The sequence below is a fragment of the Sutcliffiella horikoshii genome (assembly GCF_019931755.1).
GTDB lineage: Bacteria > Bacillota > Bacilli > Bacillales > Bacillaceae_I > Sutcliffiella_A > Sutcliffiella_A horikoshii_E.
On the sequence record NZ_CP082918.1, the window covers coordinates 3,846,752 to 3,869,771 of the forward strand.

The 23,020-nt window shown below is 38.7% G+C and carries 18 protein-coding genes; 4 read left to right on the forward strand and 14 right to left on the reverse strand.

From position 1 onward, the window contains the following. Positions 1–85: 85 nt before the first annotated feature. The 10 genes from tuaG to K7887_RS19780 form a co-directional block, all read right to left on the reverse strand. Positions 86–844, reverse strand: a complete 759-nt coding sequence (gene tuaG / locus K7887_RS19735; protein ID WP_223491308.1) for a teichuronic acid biosynthesis protein TuaG — start codon at positions 842–844, stop codon at positions 86–88. Between the two features lie 15 nt (positions 845–859). Then, a complete protein-coding gene (locus K7887_RS19740; protein ID WP_223491309.1) occupies positions 860–1,600 on the reverse strand; it encodes a hypothetical protein in 741 nt (246 codons plus the stop codon). A 1-nt stretch (position 1,601) separates the two neighbouring features. After that, positions 1,602–3,107 carry a teichuronic acid biosynthesis protein TuaE gene (gene tuaE, locus K7887_RS19745; protein ID WP_223491310.1) on the reverse strand — a complete coding sequence of 502 codons (1,506 nt, stop codon included), beginning with the start codon at positions 3,105–3,107 and terminating at the stop codon, positions 1,602–1,604. Between the two features lie 124 nt (positions 3,108–3,231). Next, positions 3,232–4,539 carry a UDP-glucose 6-dehydrogenase TuaD gene (gene tuaD / locus K7887_RS19750; RefSeq protein WP_223491311.1) on the reverse strand — a complete coding sequence of 436 codons (1,308 nt, stop codon included), beginning with the start codon at positions 4,537–4,539 and terminating at the stop codon, positions 3,232–3,234. Between the two features lie 5 nt (positions 4,540–4,544). Next, positions 4,545–5,435 carry a UTP--glucose-1-phosphate uridylyltransferase GalU gene (gene galU / locus K7887_RS19755; RefSeq protein WP_223491312.1) on the reverse strand — a complete coding sequence of 297 codons (891 nt, stop codon included), beginning with the start codon at positions 5,433–5,435 and terminating at the stop codon, positions 4,545–4,547. Between the two features lie 28 nt (positions 5,436–5,463). Continuing rightward, positions 5,464–6,633, reverse strand: a complete 1,170-nt coding sequence (locus tag K7887_RS19760) for a glycosyltransferase (protein ID WP_223491313.1) — start codon at positions 6,631–6,633, stop codon at positions 5,464–5,466. After that, positions 6,633–8,105 (reverse strand): teichuronic acid biosynthesis protein TuaB, encoded by a 1,473-nt coding sequence (gene tuaB / locus K7887_RS19765; RefSeq protein WP_223491314.1) that lies wholly within the window; start codon positions 8,103–8,105, stop codon positions 6,633–6,635. The genes K7887_RS19760 and tuaB overlap by 1 nt, the downstream gene beginning before the upstream one ends. Before the next feature lie 218 nt (positions 8,106–8,323). After that, positions 8,324–9,817 carry an N-acetylmuramoyl-L-alanine amidase gene (locus tag K7887_RS19770; protein WP_223491315.1) on the reverse strand — a complete coding sequence of 498 codons (1,494 nt, stop codon included), beginning with the start codon at positions 9,815–9,817 and terminating at the stop codon, positions 8,324–8,326. Positions 9,818–9,980: 163 nt separating this feature from the next. Next, positions 9,981–12,143 carry a SpoIID/LytB domain-containing protein gene (locus tag K7887_RS19775; protein WP_223491316.1) on the reverse strand — a complete coding sequence of 721 codons (2,163 nt, stop codon included), beginning with the start codon at positions 12,141–12,143 and terminating at the stop codon, positions 9,981–9,983. 150 nt (positions 12,144–12,293) lie between these two features. Then, on the reverse strand, positions 12,294–12,659 hold the full coding sequence (locus K7887_RS19780) for a hypothetical protein (protein ID WP_223491317.1): 366 nt from the start codon (positions 12,657–12,659) through the stop codon (positions 12,294–12,296). 168 nt (positions 12,660–12,827) lie between these two features. Between K7887_RS19780 and K7887_RS19785 the strand changes: the two genes are divergently transcribed. Continuing rightward, complete coding sequence (locus K7887_RS19785) at positions 12,828–13,913, forward strand: acyltransferase (RefSeq protein WP_223491318.1); 1,086 nt, start codon at positions 12,828–12,830, stop codon at positions 13,911–13,913. A 160-nt stretch (positions 13,914–14,073) separates the two neighbouring features. On the opposite strand, the gene K7887_RS19790 is transcribed toward K7887_RS19785, so the two are convergent. The 4 genes from K7887_RS19790 to K7887_RS19805 form a co-directional block, all read right to left on the reverse strand. After that, entirely contained in the window at positions 14,074–15,354 is a 1,281-nt protein-coding gene (locus K7887_RS19790; RefSeq protein ID WP_223491319.1) for a nucleotide sugar dehydrogenase, read from the reverse strand. Between the two features lie 433 nt (positions 15,355–15,787). After that, positions 15,788–16,384, reverse strand: coding sequence for a class D sortase (locus tag K7887_RS19795; protein ID WP_223493712.1), 597 nt, complete (start codon positions 16,382–16,384; stop codon positions 15,788–15,790). A 102-nt stretch (positions 16,385–16,486) separates the two neighbouring features. Beyond that, positions 16,487–16,804, reverse strand: coding sequence for a hypothetical protein (locus K7887_RS19800; RefSeq protein ID WP_223491320.1), 318 nt, complete (start codon positions 16,802–16,804; stop codon positions 16,487–16,489). A 136-nt stretch (positions 16,805–16,940) separates the two neighbouring features. Further along, complete coding sequence (locus tag K7887_RS19805; RefSeq protein WP_223491321.1) at positions 16,941–17,729, reverse strand: N-acetylmuramoyl-L-alanine amidase; 789 nt, start codon at positions 17,727–17,729, stop codon at positions 16,941–16,943. Between the two features lie 223 nt (positions 17,730–17,952). Between K7887_RS19805 and K7887_RS19810 the strand changes: the two genes are divergently transcribed. The 3 genes from K7887_RS19810 to K7887_RS19820 all read left to right on the forward strand — a co-directional run bounded on the left by K7887_RS19810 (position 17,953) and on the right by K7887_RS19820 (position 23,005). After that, on the forward strand, positions 17,953–18,501 hold the full coding sequence (locus K7887_RS19810) for a BsuPI-related putative proteinase inhibitor (protein WP_223491322.1): 549 nt from the start codon (positions 17,953–17,955) through the stop codon (positions 18,499–18,501). A 144-nt stretch (positions 18,502–18,645) separates the two neighbouring features. Then, positions 18,646–20,199 (forward strand): condensation domain-containing protein, encoded by a 1,554-nt coding sequence (locus tag K7887_RS19815; RefSeq protein WP_223491323.1) that lies wholly within the window; start codon positions 18,646–18,648, stop codon positions 20,197–20,199. Beyond that, the gene (locus tag K7887_RS19820; RefSeq protein ID WP_223491324.1) at positions 20,192–23,005 is read left to right on the forward strand and encodes a DEAD/DEAH box helicase; all 2,814 of its coding nucleotides are present in this window, start codon (positions 20,192–20,194) and stop codon (positions 23,003–23,005) included. The genes K7887_RS19815 and K7887_RS19820 overlap by 8 nt, the downstream gene beginning before the upstream one ends. Positions 23,006–23,020 lie beyond the last annotated feature (15 nt).

The following is a 23,020-nucleotide window of genomic DNA, read 5'->3' on the forward strand; positions in this document are numbered from 1 at the left end:
AAGACGTAAAACATGGAAGAAAGTTTCAATAAAAAAAGAGCCCTTTCTAATTTGGAAGGACTCTTACTTTTGTTCCTTATAAAATTTATGCTTGTACTCGTTTTTTTATTGCATAGAAAGCATAATTAATAAAGCACCAGCTTGCATAAGGTAGACTTAGCTTTTCAATTTCTCGATAAACATACCAATTTCTTTTGGCTGTCTTTAATTTGTTACTTGAGATAGACCCTTCGACAATTCGATAGTTGGCCAAAGGCTCCTGCATTCCATATGCAATATGACCTTCGCGCAGAACTTTTAACCAAAGTGCAAAATCTTGCCTTGTCCGAATTAATGGCATCTGCAGAGGTTCTACTTTTCTTGTGTCGATCATTACCGTCAGACATCCAATTATCGTGTTTTTCAAAAGGCCTTTGTAATCAATTTGCTCAGGAACATCTATCACTTTATCAAGTGGTTTCCCGTTTTCATCCATTAAGTTGTAAGCTGTAAAACTGAATGCATAATCATTTTCTTGCATAAAAGCCAATTGTTTTTCCAGCTTATCCAACACCCATAAGTCGTCACTATCCAAGAAAGCAACATAGTCTCCTTGAGCTGCTTTTAAAGCGGTATTCCTTGCCACCGCTGCACCGCTGTTTTCTTCTAGAAAGATTGGCTTAATTCTTGGATCTAATTCAGCATATTTTTTTAAGATTTCTCTTGTTGTATCCTTTGAACAATCATCAACAATGATCATTTCCCAATTTGTATATGTTTGAGTTCGAACTGATTCGATTGTTGCTGATATAAACTTCTCCGCATTATAGGAGGGAGTAATCACTGAAACAAGTGAGGAAGACATACATATACACCACCTTTACATATCTTCTTCTCTAAATAATAACGGAACGACAATATAACCAAACACAATCGTTACACCGATTAAGCCACCTAGAACGGCTCTTTTTTTGCTGGAGAAATCTTCGGAACGAGACTCACTCACCTTGACTGGCTCTGTTAACTCCGCTGGATAATAGGATAATAATATTTCTTTATATTCAATAATTAATTTTTGTTGTTCCACTAAGGATAACTCGATATTTACCTGTGTATCCTCCAATTCTTCTAAGCTTTTTCCTTCTATGAAATTATTGTAAATTTCTTCTAAGCTTTTTCCTTCTATAATATCTTTGTAAATTAATGAGTTCTCCTCTAATTCCTCGTTGTCATCCGCTAAGAATGCATCTACTAATCGTTCTAACCCCTCTTCTACTTCTTCTTCATTGTCAGAACGGTAAATAAGCTCAATAGTAGTACCGGACAAAGTATTAATTACGATACCCGATCTTAATGCTTCTAACTCCTCAGGCTCATAATCAGGAAAAGTGGATTCAAGAAAGGTGTTACCGGTAATGTAACGTTTGGCTCTTTCAGCATTGTTCATTTTTTCGTTTTCATAAAATCCTAGTTCTATTTTTGCGCTCGCAGCATAGCTGACAACAGGTTCCGATTTCATTTCAAAAAAGTAACCTAATCCGGCTAACAACAATGGAATGATAATTAGCAAAGGAATGGATTTTTTTATTCTTTTTATAAGTAAGTTTAATATATTTTCCATCTTATTCTCCTTCTATTAGAGGGTTATGAGTAGGTGATAAAACCACTTTCTCGTTACTCTTTCTCTTTCTCTTTGTTAAGATGTTAAGCGTAACTATTCCAAATGCAAAAAGTACCCAATGGAAAAACAGGTTAGAAACGGAGCTAGGGCTTATACTGGAAATAACAAATGCTGCCAATGCCACAAGTATCGCTTCTGTGATAAGCCTATACTGGTTGGATAACCCTTTATTAAAATGTTGGAATAACTTAATCATTAGGTAGGCATATAAAGTTATATAACCAATAACGACAAATATTCCAAAGTTGGTGAATATCTCCAAAAACCAAAAATGCACATTCACCACTTGATCCGTATCGTGTATGGAATAGTTCTCCATGTAATATTCTGTATTTCCTGCACCCACTCCCATAACAAAGGAGTCCAATGAGAAATTGAAAGCATTCCTCATTAAATTGGCTCTTCCTATATTCGATGGAAGTCTTCCAGCAACATCATGGATGGTAGGGCTAAGAAATAAGCTGGAAAAGGTCGACCATAATTTATTGTAAAAGAGGAGAACAAACAAAGAAGCTCCCACTGCGCCTAAAGCCAATATCCACTTTCTCACAACACTTTTACACAATATAAAAACGTAAAAACCTATCCCTGCAATGACAGCTAGCTGGCTGGCCCTTGACTCGGTCAACATGATTAAATGCAGAGCCGCCAAGGAAAGAACAATGCCCCCTGCTTTCCAATACTTATTCTTACCATTTCTAATTAGCGATAGAAAGAAGAATAACGATATGGAAAGGAAGGTTGCAAAATCATTCTGGTTAGTAAAGACAGATGTAGGATAATGCTGATTATATTCAGGTCCTAAATGTAAGGAGGAACTAGGAAGATGGTTCTTGGTAAAGGCGTTCCAATAGCCGATCAGCATAACAAAAACTGACATGACTACCCATATATAATAAAAATTCAGTACCTTCTTAAGGTCGTTAAGAAAGAGTGTAACAATAAAAATCAGGAAAATGCCCATCACCAAAATGGATATGTATTTAATACCCTCTGTTACAGACTTTGCCCATAAAAGTGTAAGGAGTGCATAATACAACCAAAAAACAAAAAAAAGCAAACTCCCTTTTACTCTAAGATCCGTCCATTTCGTCCACAAATCTTTCCTAAAGTCACTGCGAATCAAGTTAAAAACAATTAAAAAGCCTACTATTATTAACAGGATTCTATATGGAAATAAGCTAAAGAATCCTAAGTTAATGGAGAAAAAAGCATTATTCAAAAAAGTTGCACCTAATAACACATAGATAGTAATCATCAAGTACCTATTATCAAAAAGGTATTCTTTTAAGATTACTAATACTAGTAACGCTACATTGAGTAACACCAAGGGGATATAAATGTTTGGTCTATCTATAAAGATCAAACCTATTGTTAGTATAGCACCAAGCAATAATCCAACAATCCCGATTACCACTTGTCTAATGCCAGTAAATCCAAGGTTCATTTTCCTCCTCCTAAACTAACTACTATATTAATGTTGAGGCAGAGACATCTTGTTTTATAAGGGGCCTCCACCATCAAAATGTTAAACTTTATTTTCCATTTCTAGCTCCTTGCATACTTTACCATTATTTCACGATCGGCCTTCCAATTGAATGATAGATCAGGGAGTGTTTTTTTGCCTCGTTCAAGTCAAAAATGTTTCTGCCATCAATGACAATTGGGTTTTCCAAGCATTCTTTTACTTTAGTAAGATCAAGCTCTTTTACCTCGGCAGAATCTGTCACAATTATGCAAGCATCTGCACCACTAAGGGCATCATACACGTCATTATAATAATCAATAGTATCTCCAAAATGTTTCTTTGCTTCCTCGATGGCAATAGCATCAAAGGCCTTGATCTTCGCCCCATGTTTAAGCAATTCAGGGATGATCTCAAGTGATGGAGCATCTCTCATGTCATCTGTATTAGGCTTAAATGCTAATCCGAGAATGGCAAAGGTCTTATCTTCAATATCACCAAAAACATCTATGATTTTTTTTACAACCTTACTTTTTTGTATATCATTTGTTTCCATAACGGCTCTAATTAGTTTAAAGTCATACCCGACTGAGCTTGCGATATGGAGCAAGGCACTCGTATCTTTAGGGAAACAAGATCCTCCATAGCCTATCCCTGCATTAAGGAACTTCTTGCCGATACGGCTGTCGAGTCCCATGCCCTCCGCAACCTTTGTCACATCCGCCCCAATTTCTTCACAAATATTTGCGATATCATTGATGAAAGAAATTTTAGTAGCTAAAAAGGCATTGGAAGCATACTTAATCATTTCTGCACTTTCTAAGTCAGACTTTAAAATAATCGTATTAAAAGGAGTATGCAGCTCTTCGATGATGCTCGCAGCCTTTTCACTTGATGCACCAATAACAGCACGTTCCATATTCATCGTGTCTTCAATGGCAGATCCTTCTCTTAGAAATTCAGGGTTAGAAACAACGTCAAATTCTTGATTGCCACCAGAAATCTCGTGAATAATGTTATATACTCTTTTACCTGTTCCTACTGGGACAGTACTTTTGTTTACCACTACTTTGTAGGAGTTAAGATTTTCACCTATTGTTTTTGCTACCGCGTCCACATAGCTTAAATTGGCTTCTCCTGTTTCTGCCATCGGAGTTCCTACGGCTATATAAACAATATCAGACTCTTGGATGGCAGCTGCAATGTCTGTCGTAAAAGAAAGATTTCCTTTTGCCGCGTTTTGTTTCACCAAATCTTCTAGACCTGGCTCATAAATAGGGATAATCCCTTTTTTCAGGTTGGTTATTTTCTGCTCGTCTATATCACAACAAATAACACGATTTCCAATTTCCGCAAAACACGTGCCCGACACTAAACCAACATAGCCGGTTCCCATAACTGCTATTCGTTTCATACTACCTATCCTTTCGTGATGTAATTAGAATTAGCTAAGGATTTTAGATATTCTATCACTTCTTCTCGTAAGTCTTCTCTATCAAGAGCAAAGTCAACTGTTGCTTTTATAAATCCGAATTTATCTCCAACATCATAACGTATTCCACCGAATTGATAAGCCAATACCTGTTGTTGACTATTTAAGGTATTAATTGCATCTGTCAATTGTATCTCCCCGCCAGACCCTTTAGGGGTGTGCTCAAGAATATTGAATATTTCCGGTGTCAACACATAGCGACCCATAATGGCGTAGTTGGAAGGTGCTTCCGCAAGCTTCGGCTTCTCCACAAATCCTTCCACGTTAACAACGTTCTCTTCTAGCTTTTCTTCTTTCGGAGAAACAATACCATATTTAGAGACATCTGCATCTGGAACGCTTTGAATTCCAACGACAGAAGAGCCATATTTGTCATAAACATTGATCAGTTGTTGCAGACAAGGTGTGTCCCCTTTTACGATATCGTCACCAAGCATGACACCAAAAGCATCATTCCCAATGAACTTCCTTGCACACCAAATCGCATGACCTAGCCCAAGGGGTTCCTTTTGTCTTATATAATGAATGTTTGCTAAATTAGCAATGGATTTTATTTCTTCTAAGATATCGTACTTTTCTTTTTTCTCTAAAGTTTCTTCCAGTTCATAGGATTTATCGAAATGGTCCTCAATTGCCCGTTTACCTCTTCCACTAACAATAATAATATCTTCAATCCCTGATTGAACCGCTTCTTCAACAATATATTGGATAGTTGGTTTATCTACAATTGGAAGCATCTCTTTGGGCTGGGCTTTTGTCGCAGGTAAAAAACGAGTACCAAGTCCAGCTGCCGGGATAATTACTTTTTTTATTGTCATAGTTTCCACCTCAGAAAATATTTTTTCTTTATAGTAACTTGCGGTATATTTGAATAAGGTCCTTTGAATTCTGCGTAACATCGAAGTTTGATGTTACCCTTTCAAAAAGACTCTTGATAACCTCTGACCCATAGTTGCCTTTATCTGTATACCCTAAAACCCCGTCTACTACCTGCTCGGAGGACTTGGGTTCAATTAGTAAGCCTTTATATTCTCCAAACAACTCAGGAATTCCACCTACATTAGAAGAAAGTACAGGAACCTTTAGGGCTAATGCTTCAATAATAACAGTTGGCATGCCTTCCCTATAAGATGGAAGAAGGAAGATATCGGCTGCGCGTAAGTAATCTTTTACTTTTTCATTCGCAATCTGACCGGTCAGGATGATTTTATCCTTTCCTTCCAGCTCATTTTTCAATGGCCCATCGCCAACAAGCACAAGCCTGAAACGATCGTCTAACTGCTCTATTGCGGAAACCATTTCCCGAATGCCCTTTTCATTCATAATCCGACCAACGAATAATAAAAGCTTTTTATCCTCTGGCAGGTTAAGGCGCTTTCGCAGACTAATCTTTTCTTCCTCGCTAATATCAGAACCCGAGAACCTTTCCATATTAACGCCTATCGGAAGCACTTCCGGCTTTACGCCTGTCAGCTTTTCTGTCTTCTCAGCTAAAGCGCCACTTACAGCTGTCACCATGCCGGCATTCTTGACAGCGAATTTAAAAGCATTCATGGCACTGTTACTGTATTGGGGGTAAACATTCACATCGCTACCATGCAAGGTTAATACATAAGGTATTTTATATGTACTGGAAAGGATTGCTGCTGCACCGCCGCTAGGCATCGCAAAATGGGCATGCATAATATCAAATTTGATTCCTTGATCTTCTATATATCGCTGAATGGCTTTTGCAAACCTTTTGTGTGGCTGCGCCCATTTTAACTGACCAGGGATAGCAACGAATCTAGGTCGATGTATCTTGATCCCATTCCACTCATAGCTTTGTGGGAATTTCTTGTAATTTTTATATTTCTGGCTGACCCGCGATAAGACTTTTGGAGAATACGGGACAGGTGCCACCACTTCAATATCCACCCCTAAATCTCGGATAGACTCCGCCTGTGTTTGATGAAACACACCAGCACCCGGCAAATGATCAGAAGGATAAGCAGTCGTAACAAAAAGCACCTTCATCACAATCTCCCCCTTGTTGTTTTGTTAAGGATTTTCCTTACTGGTTTCCATTCTTTTATTTCAGGATACCCGAAATAGATGGCAAGTACATATATAATCCCACCAACACTAACCGAAAGGGCGATATTGATGTATATATTGATAAATTCAACTTGATATAAAACGGTCTTAAAGAAATAAACGATAACGGCCATTATACCTGTAATTAGGATTGGCTTTAATAAAGTACGAACATAATCTTTCATTTCAAGGTCAATCAACTTTTTCAACAGCCATCTGCCGATCAAGAAGTTGATAAAACTTGTGACAACGTATGTCCAAGCCACTATATATATATCATATTTAGTAGCAAAATACATAGTGATACCATACAGAAGCATGACACCGAAATCCCAATAAAAGGCGATATTTGCTTTCCCTTTTGCCAATATAATGGAACCATTAGGGTTCATCAGGACTCTCAAGATACCAACAATTGCTAATATGCCGAGAATAGGTGCTGCATCCAGCCATCTTGCACCAAAGAACACTTCAATGAACAAATCGGAAATCGCCATTAACCCTAACAATAACGGCAAGCCGACAAGAGCCAGCATCTTTGTGACATTCAGAAAACCTTCTATTAATAGCTTGTTATCCGACTGACTCCGTGAGAATACGGGAAACGCGACCCTTGTTATGATTGGGTTTATTTTCATTACCGGAATGGTCACTACTTGATATGCCAATGAATAGATACCAAGTGCTTCCGCTCCTAAGAACCTACCTATCAAGATATAATCGATATTTGCTCCAATCCTGTTCACAAGGCGGGACATTAACTGGAAAACACCGAACGACATTAATTCTTTAATGGAAGATAAATTAAATACGAAGGAAGGCTTCCATTTTTTTGAGTAAACCGCAAAGTATAAAATGCCCTTAAGTGAGTTCAGAATAACCTGTGAAATCACATAGGCGTATAGCTCCTGTATTAAAAAAATCATGATAAGCAAGCTGATAAAAGATGCCAAGTTTGTTGCAACTTCAATTCTGCTTAGAAGATTGAAATTCAGATCTTTCTGAAGCAAATATTGAAACTGCTGCCCGATCGGGGCTATGAGGAACATTATTCCCAAAACTTTTATTAATGGAATCAATTCAGGCTGATTATAAAATCCCGCGATGAGCGGGCTTGCAAAAAATAATCCAATGAATAAGAAGATACCCACAATGATGTTCAGCCAATATAAAGTAGATAGCTGTTCATCTGATACTTTTTCCTTCTGGATGATGGCTGCACTGAACCCCATATCCAACAGAATCTGTGTAAAAATAACGACCGTGGTTATCATTCCTACGACACCGAATTGCTCCTTTGTTAATAGATTTCCTAGTATGGCAAATTGAACGATTTGGATTACCGTGATGATGATGGTAGACAAAGCTGTCCATTTTGCACCCGATAAAATCTGTTTCGTGATAGTCGACATGATTCTTCCCTACTTTTAGTAATCTTTCTACTATTATTTACAATTAAAAACCCATTTATAGATTATAGCACAAAGTATTATAATACTTCTTTTTTGAAAGGAACCTCGGTATTACAATTACTTATCATTTATGTAAATTTCATTACTTTTCAACTGATACAAAGCAAAATGCCTGTTTCTATAGAAGAAACAGGCGTCTTGAATTAAAATTCGTTGTTTTATTTATTGATGAAGTAGTTTTCTACCCCGTTATAGATTGCTTTAGCAGCTTTTTCCCTGAACGTTGCACTTGCTAGAAGCTTGGCTTCTTCAGAGTTACTGAGGAAGGCTACTTCTACTAATACGCTTGGCATTTTGGAATCACGTATAACAACAAACGATCCTTCTTTTACACCGCGATCACGTAATCCTAATTCATCCACCAATTCATTTTGGATAGATTCAGCTAGCTCTTTGCTTTCTTGTGATTGGTAGTTGTCGCTATACCACGTTTCGGTTCCATTGGCTCCCGGATCTGTGAATGAGTTTACATGAATACTAACAAAAATATCCGCGCCTTTATTTTCCGCATACAGAACTCGATCTGCCAATGGGATATACACATCAGTGGTTCTTGTCATCAATGGTAATGATCCCGCTGAAGTAACTTTATTTTCTAGACGTTTAGAGATATCAAAAACAATATCTTTTTCCTGCTGCCCATTTCCAACAGCACCTGGATCTGTTCCACCATGACCCGCATCGATGGCAATTCGTTTACCAAGCATAGGTGCAGATAATGTATTAACAACATTCTGGCCTACAGAAGTCGTCCCTCCTAATACTACGAATTCTCCTATACCCTTTTCCTTAATCAAATTTAATGTAGTACTTGGCAATTGAGTAGAATGAGTTAAGAGAATCACAGCATTTTGCTTAGCAGCAAGTACAGACCCAGCTAAAGCATCTGCGTAAGCATGTCCATTCGTGATATATGTCTTTTTAGAATTGATGCCTAACTGTTTAACAACATTCGTCGCAACTTGGAAACGATCACTTCCACCAATTCGTGTAGGAGAAGGCATTTTATTGTAGACAACGCGAGAAACACTTGTTTCTCCTCCCATGATATATGTAGATGAAACATTTCTATTTTTTAGTGAATTAGAAGTTACAGCCGGAACAGTTGTACTTTCTGTAAGTAAGATGGGAATACCATTTCTAGCTGCGAATGGTGCGATAGATAATGAATCAGCAGCAGCTCTGCCATTAGCAACAATAGCTATATTCTTAGCTGGTAACTCCTTAGCAATATTTGCAGCAACTTCAAAACGGTCGTTTCCACTAATTCTTCTTACTTGTATTCCTAAACTTTTAATCTCTGAAATTACTCTTTCAGAAACACTAGTCGTTCCACCGATTACAATTACATTGCTTGCGCGTAATTCTTGTAATCTATTTTTTGTAGTTAACGGCAACCCATTTGCTTTTGTTAATAATATTGGTGCATTCAAACGATATGCAAGCGGAGAAGCTGCCAATGCATCCGCATATGCATCCCCTGATGTAATAATAACAGTATTGGATGTAGTCCAACCTTCCCTGGAAACATTTACAGCAACATCATATCGGTCTGCTCCATCTATTCGTTTTGGTCCGCTGGCTTCTGCACTATTCACACTGAAAAGCGTTGTGAAAAGAACCAAACAGATGAGCATCATAAACTTGCGCACTTAATTACCTCCCTAAATTTTTCATCTCTCGACAAATATACCAAAAATAAGATATTTTTTCATTAGTTCATTACAATAAAAAGTCGAATTTTACAAAAATAAGTCGATAATCACAGTAATGCTGAAATTTTGGGACAAAAAAAACAAACCGGAGTGATCCGGTTTATTTTTTCGTGACATTTGTACCGTTATAGTAAAAGTCTAAAATTTGTTTATACGTATGACCTGCTTTTGCACGAGATTGAGCTCCATGCTGGCTCATACCTACCCCATGCCCAAAACCATTACCAACTACTTTTAACGTCTTGTCAGTCGTTTCAACTTCGTACATAGTGCTTTTTATATTCATTGTACCGAACATCGTTCTAAAAGCATTGGCAGTGATTGTTTGTGAGATCGTATGTTTCTTCAACGTACCATCAGCTTCTGAAACAAAGCCTTTGCTCATGTCTCTCACAAAATATTCAATTTCAATTTTTGTATCCTTGTTACGTCCACTGCTGTTTACATTTTGCGGTTCAATGTTTTTTATCCCTACGATCTTAAATTCCGAATTATTATGATGGTTGTTTAAAAGCCACTTTTTCAAGCCGTTCATTGAGCTAGCCTGTACCTCTTGTGTCCCGTTCCACCATGTAGTTGGATTTTTCAAGTCTAGATTATCTACATCTAATTGCATCTTATTAAGTGTTAAGTTCCAACCTTGGTACGAGGTATCCATAGAATCAACCTTTGCTTTTAAATAAGCAATTTGAGTTCCACCCCAAAGATTAGAATTCGATTCTGTATATCCGCCATTACTTGAGGAGAAAACGGCATTCTGACCAATCGGGTTCCCGTTGTAAGTAAGAATTTCCCCTTTTGTTGCTTCAATAGCATTGTTTGTATTCACATGCCACTCGTATCCTCTATAGACCTGGAACCCTTGTGTATCGTTGATAGTGGTCCCCATGGTTCCAAAAGAATACGTTCTTGCTGCAACAGATTGTGCCTTTAATGCTTCCATTTCCCATGAAGCCGGCATTTCAGCTGGAACTACACCCTTAAGATAATCATCAAAAGGAATATTTCTGTTATATGGTCTTACAAAACCATTTTCAATATGAAACTCAATCTTCCCTAAATAAGGACGATTATTCAATTCAATGACATTGCTTTCATTGTAACGTTCCGGGATCATACTGAAATTAGCATTACCGAAATCCTTCAATAATTTTGTGCCTTCATATAAACCAAGGCGCCCATTATTATTTTGAACCTTGTATGTTTTGCTGCTATCAAGGTACAACTCATTAGGAAGCTGGTTTTCTACTTCTCTAGTAACAGAAAGTGGACCACCTAAAATGGTAAAAGAACCGGTGTTTTTCGTATCTATTATATTTTGAACCGAAGAAGGAATAATCGTCGCTTTTGTTAATAAAAGTGGATGGTTATTCTTAGCAGCTAACACTGCTCCAGTGAAAGCATCGGCATATTTCTCTCCATTAGCAAGGTACACTTCAGATGCTTCTAAATTAAGTGTTTTAATAATATTTGCGGAAACTTCGTATCTGTCTGCTCCACCAATGCGGCTTTTTGTTCCTGGCAGTTGATCATAAACCTGTTGAGATACACTTGTTGGCCCGCCTATTACAGTAACCTTTGTTTTACCTTTAAGGGCTGCTGATGTTGGAGCCGGGATGTTTTTATCCTTTGTTAAAAGGATAGGCACCTTATTTACAGCGGCATATGGAGCAATGGATAATGCGTCTGCATAAGCATTACCACCAACAACGATAGCTTGGGTTGAGCTGCCTAATAGAGTCGCAATGTTTTTGGCTACCTCATATCGGTCTGCCCCGTTGACCCTTGCAACATTACTACTGATCCCTTTTAGTTGGTTAAAAACAGTATTGGATACACTGCTTGTACCGCCAATTACGATAATTTCTTTCGGCTTCAACTCTCGAAGCTTATTTATCGTGGTATCAGGAATGGAATGAGGGCGTGTAAGCAAGATCGGTGCATTTTTAGCATAGGCGAATGGTGCTGTTGATAAAGCATCTGCATATGCTTCCTGACTAACAATAAAAACTGTATTTGATACATTCCAGCCACTTGACGCAATATTAGTTGCAACTTCAAATCGGTCTGCACCTGACAATCTCACATTTCCATTTTCTAGTTTGTATTGACCATTTGTATTAATCTGAACTTCTGTCTTATTTCCAATGTAGTTCTGCAATTTAATAGAGATTGTAGAAGCTGATCCAATGGAAGTGAAAACCGGTGAAAAGAAAAGTAGCAAGGCTAGTGTTGAAGCTAACAAAAATTTAATTTTATTCAATTTTTATGTATCCCCCTTAAAATTTCCTATCTATCTCTACATTACTAATCTATCAAAACATTCCCTGTTAGTGAACGGTTATTTTGTAGGATATTGTAAGATAATATCAAAACAAACCAAAAAAGCACCCTATAGGATGCTTTTTTCTGATTAGTTTGCTTTAACACTTTGAAGTTCCATTCTGCCTTCCTTTTCGATAAAGCTAATCGTAACCTCTGACCCCTCTTCCACCGCATTTACAGCTTCTTGATTGTCAGGGGATACATAATATGTAACATAGCCGTTGTCGGTTTCCACTTCAATCGTATGATTATCTGCCCAACCTTTGAACACACCAACGGATTGTTGAACGTTAGCATCTTCTTCAGCAGCTTCTTCATTCGAATCTCCTTGGCTAGCATTAGAATCAACAGCTTCCTCATTTGACTCATTTTGACTACTATTGTTGTCAGCGGAAGTACCGCAGGCTGACAATATCATTAAAATCGAGAACATTAATATAGCGAGTTTTTTCAATGCATTTCCTCCTCTCTCATTATTTACACATAAACCATACTAAAAAACTGAATAGGATTAGTCAATAAATTATTAGTATGATTTTGCTAAACTTCAATTTTTAACCATTGTTATACTGATATAATTCCGTTACAATGTTGGTGGCCTTTCAAACAAGGAGTGAACCGTATGAAAAATCAAAAATCTATTTATATAGAAGAAATTCATTTAATTAGAGCTGTAGCCTGTCTGCTTGTTGTATTAGTGCATGTTTCTGCCACTTATTATTACCAGCAGGATGGGTATAATGATATAACATTCTTTTTTAACCAGATTGGTAGATTTGGCACACCTCTTTTTGCCGTAATCAGTGGCTTTTTACTTTTTTATCATGTAAGGCAAAAAGGTTTCCAACTGAATAAATTTGTCACATCTCGATTTGTGAAAGTCGGTTCTCCATTTTTATTTTGGAGTTTATTCTATATTTTTCTACTAGTACTATTAGAAGGCGCTACACCCTTAGCCGAAGGGAAGAAAATATTCACTATCGACTTTTTATTAGGAAACTCTTACGTTCATCTATATTTTATGTCTATCGTTTTTCAGTTTTATTTGTTATTTCCTTTATTGCAGAAAATACGCTCCAAGAATTTATGGACGGTACTTCTCGTCCTTTCATTAGCAATAAACTATTATTTTGTTGAGCACTTTACACCAAGCACTTTTAATAATGAGTTGATACAATATGCATTCTCTCAACGTGCTCTTTTTTTAAATTGGATTTTCTTTTTTATCTTTGGCGGGTTTGCCGCATATAATTGGGAGAAAATCTATTCTATTTCCAAAAAAATTAAACCTATCTCATTAATCGCATCTATTTTCATCATTGTACTAACTGTGTATGAATACAATGTGAATGGATCTGTGTCATCCAACAGACCTTTAAATTTTATTTATATTCCTGTTATCTTTGTCACTTTAATCGGTATGTATGATTATATCTCCAAAATAAATTTCTTAAAGCAAGCTTTTACAAAGGTAGGGCAGCTTTCCATGGGCATATATTTGGTTCATATGTTTATCATTTATCTTTTCGTTCATTATATGCCAGGATCTATCTGGACAACGCTGAACTTCCCATTTGTGTTCCTAGCAATTCTATTAGCTTCGATTCTATTTGTGAGAGCAATACAGCTATTACCATTTGATCAATATTTGGTTACAGTACCAAAATTAAAAAACACCAAACGAAACAACATACCAAGATCAGCATAATAAAAGCTTTCTAGTCACTCGGCTGGAAAGCTTCTTTTGTTTATTTTCCTTAAAATATAAATGACTAATTTGATAGCTTTCTATCTCATAAACGTATATTTTCTTTAATTATTGCTCAAATAGAAAGAAGAGCTTGAATTTTCATCCAAGCTCTCCCTTTTTATAATCTCCACAAAGTAACATTCTCCGGACATTCTTCTTTTACTAACTTGCTTTTAATATCCACTACCACTCCAGATCCTTCTTTTAGAAGACTTCCAAATTGGCTCCAGCCTTTGTCTACGTATGATTGGTGTGGTACTGCAAAAATTACTGCATCGGCTGGTTGAAGGTTTTCGTAATCGACCAATTCGATGCCGTATTCTCTTATCGCGTCTTCTTTTTCAGCGTGTGAATCTGTTACTTGGACTTCTACACCGAATTCTTTTAATTCATCTATTACATCAATAACTCGGGAATTTCTTAAGTCTGGTACATTTTCCTTGAATGTTAATCCAAGAACGGTTACTTTTGCTCCTTGGATCTTCATATCTTTTTTGATCATTTCTTTTATTAACGAAGTGGCAATGTGCTTGCCCATGTTTTCATTTATACGTCGGCCTGCCAAGATTACTTCTGGATGATATCCGACACTTTCCGCTTTGGACGTTAAGTAATATGGATCAACGCCAATGCAGTGTCCTCCTACTAATCCAGGGGAGAAACGAAGGAAGTTCCATTTTGTCCCTGCAGCTTGGAGAACTTCATCTGTGTCTATATCTAAACGATCAAAAATTAATGCTAATTCATTCATTAGTGCAATGTTTAAGTCTCTTTGTGTATTTTCAATTACTTTTGCCGCTTCCGCCACTTTAATGGTACTAGCTCTATACACACCTGCTTCTACAACGGAATTGTACACAGAAGCTACTATTTCTAGAATTTCTTCGTTTTGACCCGATACTATTTTCGTGATCGTTCTGAATGTACGTTCTTTATCTCCCGGATTGATTCTCTCCGGTGAATAACCAATAAAGAAATCTTCTCCACCTTTTAAGCCTGATTGTTCTTCTAATATAGGTAAGCAAACTTCTTCTGTTGCACCAGGGTAAACCGTGGATTCATATACCACGATTGTTCCTTTAGTAAGGTTTCTTCCCACTGTTTCAGAGGCTTTCTTTAAAGGAGTCAGGTCGGGAACATTATGTTTATAGATTGGAGTTGGAACTGCTACTATAATAAAATCTGCTTGTGATAAATCTGATTCATCCATCGTAAAGTCGATATTTGCTTTCACAAGGTCCTCAGATGTTACTTCATTTGTGTAATCAATTCCTTGCTTTAATGTATTGATTCTATGTTCATTAATGTCAAAGCCAATGATTTTATGGTTTTTACCAAATTCAACCGCTACCGGTAAACCCACATATCCAAGCCCTACAACTGCTATTTTTCTATTCATATTCTGTATATCCTCCTTGGGATGATAACTAATATAATGTTGGTTTTATATTAACAATTAAATATTTCTTTATAGTGATTTAAAATATATAGAATTACTGTAGAAAACACAAGTTACACCTAAGGAATTATTATAATTTGATATGGTCGAAAAATCTACTTTCAGCCTATATTGTAAAGGGAAAGTAATATTTAACGTTAATTTAGGTATGGAAAATTGGTCAAATTTCATAAAATTATATAAATACTACATGATAAAGCAGTATTTTACAGTAAATATAATGTGTTAGATGACAATATAATTGAAAATAAAGATTACTAAAGAAAGAAGAGTGCTGCATGTTTAAGAAAGTATGGTTTAAAGCATTGGTAAGTGTAATTCAGTTTTTTTGTCGATAAGGAGAAAAACTAAAAAAACACCTCTAAAGGTGTCACTATCTTGAATCAACAGGTTTTGCATATAAAATATATCTCTCAGGCGCCGCCCCAGTGAGTGTAAAGGGGTAACATGTGGTGAGAAGCAGATCCTCCTTTTCCTTTTGAAGGGTAATCACCGTTCTGTCATCCTCATCCACTATCTTAGAGTCATAAATCTCAAACATATATTCCCCATATGGCATATTCACATAGAATTTATCACCGATTTCCAGTTCGCCTAAGCGAAGAAAAACTGTATCTCTGTGGCCTGATAACACGTTTTGTCCCACTTCTCCAGGAAAAGATGCACCTTTATAGTGTCCTACTCCCTTTTCCAATTCATCAGGGTCGGTTCCTTCCACAATAGGCAGTTCCGCTTCAAGTCTTGGGATCTTCAGTAACCCGACTACTTCTCCTGTTTCAGGTGTAAAATCATCAGGCTTTTTAGGGCGCTCTTTTTTATCTGCTGTGTCCTTTTCGCCTACCATACCCTTTGTTATAGAAACAGCATCTTTTAGTGCCGCCTCCGTTTTTCTATCCATACTGATTTTTTCAAGTAGGCCATAGCCTATAAAGGAAATACCGGTAACGATAAACAGGATGGCTACAATCATTCCTTTTTTCAACTTGTCCTGTCTCCTCTACATTCGTTTTTTCTCTGTTATATTTATTCTACCTGTTATACGGAAGACATCAACCACCAATTCTTCGACAAATTATAAAAATCTACTAAATACACCACCCATGTTTTTCATAAATATAGGCAAAAGCGCAGCCATAAAATGGAGCCCTATTAAAGCAAAATAATAAAACTTAACCTTCGCCAACTTAAATACAAGCGGAATGATAACAAGAAGGATTCCCGCCACGCTAATCAAAGAATAGATCATGGTACCTTGTGTTTCTCCATATGTAACAAGTAGGTAAAAGAACCCTATAATACTGATATTGTAAATTAGAAATATCAAAGATAGTGCAAAGCAGATAAAGTTTGTGACACTCTTAAATATTGATTTCCAATCGATATTTTTCATCGTTCTAAATCCCCCTATAAAACATCATTCTTTTGTCTATTTCTTTATTTCGATATATAAGTACATTTTCCCTGTTTTTTTCCTAATTTTGAAGGGGAAATTGTCGAATAAAAAAAGACCCATATATTGGGTCTCACTAGATACTGATAAAAGTTTTATAGCCTTTGGATCTTAATGTCGCAGCCAAACGGTCCGCATTTTCTTTTTGAGAGAAGGCTCCTGCCTGTACTTTGTAAAGGTTATCTTCTCTGAAAACGAATGTGTTAAAGCCTTTTCTGTTTAGATCTGCTGCCAGGCTGTCTGCGTTTTCTTTTGCACGGAATGCTCCTACTTGCACCTTGTATACCCTTGTTACCGGGGGTGGTGTTGGTTTAAGTTTTAAGTTGAAATATTCTACTAATCCACCTGCGATCGCCAGGGCACAGGTTCTGCGGTAGCTATCCGTTTTCAACAGTTGTGCTTCTGGGTAGTAAGTCATAAAGCCGCATTCACAAAGAATGGAAGCCATCGTTGTTTCGCGGAGGACATGGAAATTTGCTGATTTGATGCCTCTGTCTCTTCTTCCTGTTGCTTGGATTAGTCTGCGGTGGATCATATTGGCGAGGCGATCGGAATTGGGGGACTGAACAATTGGAGTATACGTTTCTATTCCTTGAGCGGTATTCCATCCTCCATTACCAAATGCATTTCCATGGATGGACACAAAAGCTTTTGCCTCCCAGGCATTTGCCCTATCTGTTCGTTCTTGCAAAGGGACGTCCCTTTCATCTGAATGAGTAAACAGCACCTCGACATCTTGATAACGTAACAATTCCTGTCTTGTATATTGGGCAACCATCCTGTTGAACTCATATTCTCTCATCCCGTCAGGTGTACGCTTTCCAGGAGTACTATATCCATGACCTGCGTCTAATACTATTTTCATACATTCCACCTCTTTTTACAATTTTAGACCTTTTGTACTATTATCATATGTCCTATTTGTAAAACATTTACAAAAACAGGCATATGACCTGTCCACCTCCCTGTAACCTTTTATATAATTTAACGTCAAACTATACAAAGAAGGGTATGGGTCATATATAGTGGTGGAAAAGGAAGAAATAACTCGTTCGGTAAGTCCATACCATAAAAACGGAGGCTGAACTATGTATAAAATTACGTCATTACTACTAATGTTCCTAATACTGTCTGCTTGTGGAACCACGGGAGACTCTCAAGATAATCCAGATTCAACACAAGGGAATACACCAATAAGTGAAGAAAAGGATACAGATGACTCTTCTGCAGGTTCAAAGGATCCTAACAAATCAAAAGAAGAGGCAAGAAAGAAGCTTGAATCAAATCCATTAAACAAAGACGAGCTGACAGTCCAGGTTAATCGCGCAAACGAAGACTTTCTATTCAAGGTTACGAACAACCATGAAAAAGATGCTGAAATCCACTTTACTTCCGGACAAGAGTACGATTATGTTGTATACGACGAATCAGGCAGCGCCGTAAAAAAATTATCAGAAGGCATGATGTACACCCAAGCTATAAAAGAGTTGATTTTAGCTCCTGGAGAATCATTAGAATACCCTATTGCTTATAATGACTTGGCAGCAGACCTACCACCAGGGGAATACACCATCCAGTTCATTTTCACGGATTCCAACCATCACGCTACAGCAAAAGAAACCTTCACTGTCGAATAAGAAGGACCTATGTCACGAGGTTGTAACTGCCACCCAAAAAACCTATAATAGAATAAGAAGATTTTACCGGCAAAGGTCTACGAGATGAAGTAGACCTTTTCGTTTTTTGCAATAGATATGAAACACAAATGGATGGTGACAAAAATGGAGCAGTTCGCAGCATGGCTGATAAATACATATCCACTCTCAAACGACAACAACAGAAACATCCTAAAAGAAGGCTTAAAACTGTTCCGCCAAGGCAACGTCATAAACGCCTACCAAGAAGGCTCCAGCATGATCGGAAAAGTCCAAGACAACGGCCAAAAACACGTCCTGCTTGACGAAGAAATTGGTGACCTCAGCAGATGCTCTTGCGGCGCAACCACACTCTGCCCTCATCAGCTAGCCACCTTTCTATCTGTATGGTCACAATCCAACACAATCGCTTCCCTTATTGACGGCTGGAAGGAACAAAGTACGGACAACATCCTTCCAACCCTTGCATCCGCAACAATTAAAAAAGAAGCAACAACCTATGAGGACAGCTCCCTTTCAAGCTGGCTGGAATTTGTCGACTATCAGCATCAACAATATAAAAGCTCCATTCCTAGTAAAAGAACGTATCTGACCGGGCTGACACACGCGTTTTTCCCTAAACTGCGAACACAGGCTCCTAAGAAAGCGGAAATACGTCCATTGTTTTTATTACACGCTTCTCTCTATTGTATGGAGCAAGTGATAGACAGCTATGATAGCTCACAGCCCTATCAATACATTGCCGATATCCTGCATCGTTTTGTAGATACGGTCGAAGAGGAATCAAAAGGCTTATTTCACAGTGCCATCGCTTTTCAACTCGATTCCCTGCTGAAGGAAAGCAGGCAATTGATTCGAGAAAAGCTATTGCAACAAGAGGAACCTTTTATAAGAGAAATGTTTTATGTGTATCAATTCACCTGGAATGATGTATTCCAACGCCGCAATTGGATGACCTCGGAGCTGAAGGAGCTAGAAGGCGAGACTTCCCTACAGGCTGAGTTGGCAAAGACCCATTTGTTATTTTTGCTGAAAAAAGATGAGGATGCATTGAAGCTCGTCAAGAAAAACGGCAATCAGTATGCGCCGTATCTTTTCCATTGGCTACAATCGCTTGTCTTTAATAAAGCGAAGAACCGCTTGGAAAGTTGGCTTTCTATATCGCTACCAATTGTGACGTCCTATATCCATTCGGAACCGACCTACGACCGGAAAAGGCAGTTGACGAAACATCTGCTCAAGTTGTTGACGGATTATGCAATGGAAACAAGGCAAGACAAACTTTATAAGGATGCCATGCGCCAACTGATGCCGTATAGTTACGGAGAATATGAATGGTACCTGTTTGAAACGAAGAATTACCGCCAATGGGTGGAGTTGCAGCTTTGGATGGGGTTTGAGCTTAGCGGGTTGGAGGCTTATAAGCTGAAAGAAATAAAGAAAACAGACGCTTATGCGCTTTTCCCACTCTACCATGTGGCAATAAGCAAGGCATTGGAACAGCGGAATAAAACCGCATATAAAGAAGCTACATCCCTGTTGAAAACACTACATAGTCTCTATAAAAAAGAGAAACTGGAAGACATCTGGCTTCAGTATTTACTGCAGCTAAAAGAAGGAACAAAGCGACTCCGCTCCTTCCAAGAAGAATTAAAAAAGGGAAGATTCAGTTATGATTAATGAGGCGTTATTTGCCAAGTCGAACTATATTGAGGAACGAAACCAATTTTTTCTTTATGTGAAAATCCGCTCCTCCGTCCTGCCCCCATCACGTTTCACCCCATTGCTTTTCACATGGCATGAGGGGTCCTTTTTCGGCTCCGTCCTAGAGGAGTCTACATATGATGGAATTTCCGGGATATTTTTAAATCCGAGTGACGCGCTTGAACTGTTTGCCAACAATACCGAGAATTCTTTTATTGAGTTGGAGTGGTGTGATCAATCGGAACAATACCGCCTTATTGCCCCAACTGTGGCTGACTTGTTGAACGAAAGAGCCTTCCAACCAAGCTTTGCCGCTTGGCAGGAAGGAAAACTTTCTTTTTCTTTAACAAAAGAAGGCCAGGAGATGATCGAAAAAAATCCCCTCCTCCCTTCCTACGCCGTGAAAATGGAAGAATGGTTGGACGCCATCATGAAGGATTGGATGGAACGCAAGGAGGATGGATATCTTCAGACATACTGGATGGATTATACAAAGGACCCGCGCCAATTAGCAGCGGAAGGTTCCCTTGTAGAATATTTAGATGAAGAAGACTGGCTTCGAGACATCGGCTGGACGAAAGATACCACTCCATTTAAGCTGGGGCTCCGTCTTTTGGAACCTGAAAAAGGGGAACAAGACTGGAAGCTGGAAACATTGCTGAAGGATAAGAAAACAGAAGAACTATATGTGTGGGAACAGGATAGCCTCCCTCCTTCTTATAAAAAATACAAAAAAGAAGTGAATCGCGGCTTTAAAAAGTGGCAGCAGCTGACTCCTTCCATTTTTTCAAATGGGCAGATTAGGGATTATCTGACGGAAGAAGACGCATGGCGCTTCCTTGTAGAAGGCAGCGAAAGGCTGTTAGCCATTGGAAGCTTTATTTTCCTCCCACCATGGTGGCAAGCCATCAAGGATTCCCGAATCAAGGTAAAAGCAAGAGTTAACGGCTCTAAGAAGGGCGGCAACCATTCCCAATCTTTTGTAGGCTTGCAGTCGTTGGTTAACTTTGAATGGCGCTTTTCAACCCGCAACACGGAGCTTTCCGAAGAGGAGTTCCTCGCACTTGTAGAAGAGAACCGCCGTCTCGTTCAAATTAAAGGTGAATGGGTCGTCCTCGATCCAGGGTTTATCGAAGAGATAAAACGGATGATGAAACATGCAGAAGAAAACGGTATCCGTATGGAGGATCTGTTGAAAAGCAATGCAGCTGGCATGGGCGGAGAAATTCCGGAAGAAATGGATTCAGGGGGAAGCTATTCAATCCAGGATATCTCCTATGAGCTGACCGGATCTGCGGAGCGCTTAATTGAACAGCTCTATCAAGGCAAGGACATTCCACCTTTTGAAGTCCCTGAAACATTTAAAGGAGAGCTCAGACCTTACCAGGAACAAGGTGCAGCATGGCTGACCTTTTTAAGGGAGCACGGATTTGGGGCTTGTCTTGCGGATGACATGGGGCTTGGAAAGACCATTCAGCTGATTGCTTATTTTCTCTCATGCAAAGAAAAAGAGCCGGAAGGTCCACCAGTTCTCATCATTTGCCCGACTTCTGTTCTTGGCAACTGGCAAAAAGAGCTGGAGAAATTCGCTCCAAGTTTGGATGTCATGTTGCATTACGGACCTAACCGCGGAAAAGGGTCTATTTTCCGAGAGGCCGTTTTGGATTCAGATGTCGTGTTAACCTCCTACGCCATTTCCCATCTGGATGAAGAGGAACTGGCAAGTGTCGGCTGGCGCACCATCTGCTTGGATGAGGCACAAAACATCAAAAACGCTGACACAAAGCAATCTCAAGCAGTGCGAAATTTAAGCGGTGCCCATCACATCGCCCTGACCGGTACTCCTATGGAAAACCGTCTGTCAGAGCTTTGGGCGATTTTTGATTTTATTAATCCTGGGTATTTAGGTTCACTGGGTTCCTTCCACAAGCAATTTGTGTTGGCGATTGAAAAGGACCAGGATAAAAAGAAGATTCAACAACTGCAAATGCTCATTCAACCATTCCTATTGCGCCGCACAAAGCAAGACGAACAGGTGGCACTGAACCTCCCTGCAAAGCAAGAGCAGAAGGAATATTGCCCGTTGACCATCGAGCAGGCGTCCATTTACGAACAGCTAGTAAAAGAAACCTTAGATAAAGTCGAGGAATTAGGTGGCATCCAGCGCCGCGGCCTTGTGTTGAAAATGCTAGGGCAGTTAAAGCAAGTTTGCGATCATCCTGCTCTTTATTTAAAGGAGGAAACTCCAGAGAATCTCTTAATGCGATCCAGTAAAATGGAAAAGCTGGTGGAACTGGTGGAGCAGATTCGTTTGCGAGGAGAAAGCTGCCTTATTTTCACGCAGTACATTTCCATGGGGAATATGATTATCGATGCATTGGAATCCTCACTTGGGGAAAAAGGAAGATTTCTAAATGGCAGTGTCGTCAAAAAAGACCGCGATCAGCTGATTCAGGATTTCCAGGACGGCGAGTTTCATGTTTTGGTGCTTTCATTGAAAGCTGGCGGCACCGGATTGAACCTGACCGCGGCCAACCATGTTATCCATTATGACCGCTGGTGGAACCCGGCCGTGGAAAACCAAGCAACAGACAGAGCGTATCGGATCGGCCAGAGCAGATTCGTCCACGTTCATAAGTTTATTGCGACAGGCACGCTGGAGGAAAAAATCGATGCTATGATCGAATCCAAGCAGGCGCTGAACAATCAGATTATTACGAGCGAAGGCTGGATTACCGAGCTTGATAATGAGGAATTAAGGGATTTATTGACGTTGAAGTAAGGATTTAGACATAAT

What these genes read in the sequence shown, in the direction of transcription:
- tuaG (WP_223491308.1), bottom strand. Translation starts at nt 844, where the DNA reads ATGTCTTCCTCACTTGTTTCAGTGATTACTCCCTCCTATAATGCGGAG.
- K7887_RS19740 (WP_223491309.1), bottom strand. Translation starts at nt 1,600, where the DNA reads ATGGAAAATATATTAAACTTACTTATAAAAAGAATAAAAAAATCCATT.
- tuaE (WP_223491310.1), bottom strand. Translation starts at nt 3,107, where the DNA reads ATGAACCTTGGATTTACTGGCATTAGACAAGTGGTAATCGGGATTGTT.
- tuaD (WP_223491311.1), bottom strand. Translation starts at nt 4,539, where the DNA reads ATGAAACGAATAGCAGTTATGGGAACCGGCTATGTTGGTTTAGTGTCG.
- galU (WP_223491312.1), bottom strand. Translation starts at nt 5,435, where the DNA reads ATGACAATAAAAAAAGTAATTATCCCGGCAGCTGGACTTGGTACTCGT.
- K7887_RS19760 (WP_223491313.1), bottom strand. Translation starts at nt 6,633, where the DNA reads ATGAAGGTGCTTTTTGTTACGACTGCTTATCCTTCTGATCATTTGCCG.
- tuaB (WP_223491314.1), bottom strand. Translation starts at nt 8,105, where the DNA reads ATGTCGACTATCACGAAACAGATTTTATCGGGTGCAAAATGGACAGCT.
- K7887_RS19785 (WP_223491318.1), top strand. Translation starts at nt 12,828, where the DNA reads ATGAAAAATCAAAAATCTATTTATATAGAAGAAATTCATTTAATTAGA.
- K7887_RS19790 (WP_223491319.1), bottom strand. Translation starts at nt 15,354, where the DNA reads ATGAATAGAAAAATAGCAGTTGTAGGGCTTGGATATGTGGGTTTACCG.
- K7887_RS19795 (WP_223493712.1), bottom strand. Translation starts at nt 16,384, where the DNA reads ATGATTGTAGCCATCCTGTTTATCGTTACCGGTATTTCCTTTATAGGC.
- K7887_RS19800 (WP_223491320.1), bottom strand. Translation starts at nt 16,804, where the DNA reads ATGAAAAATATCGATTGGAAATCAATATTTAAGAGTGTCACAAACTTT.
- K7887_RS19805 (WP_223491321.1), bottom strand. Translation starts at nt 17,729, where the DNA reads ATGAAAATAGTATTAGACGCAGGTCATGGATATAGTACTCCTGGAAAG.
- K7887_RS19810 (WP_223491322.1), top strand. Translation starts at nt 17,953, where the DNA reads ATGTATAAAATTACGTCATTACTACTAATGTTCCTAATACTGTCTGCT.
- K7887_RS19815 (WP_223491323.1), top strand. Translation starts at nt 18,646, where the DNA reads ATGGAGCAGTTCGCAGCATGGCTGATAAATACATATCCACTCTCAAAC.
- K7887_RS19820 (WP_223491324.1), top strand. Translation starts at nt 20,192, where the DNA reads ATGATTAATGAGGCGTTATTTGCCAAGTCGAACTATATTGAGGAACGA.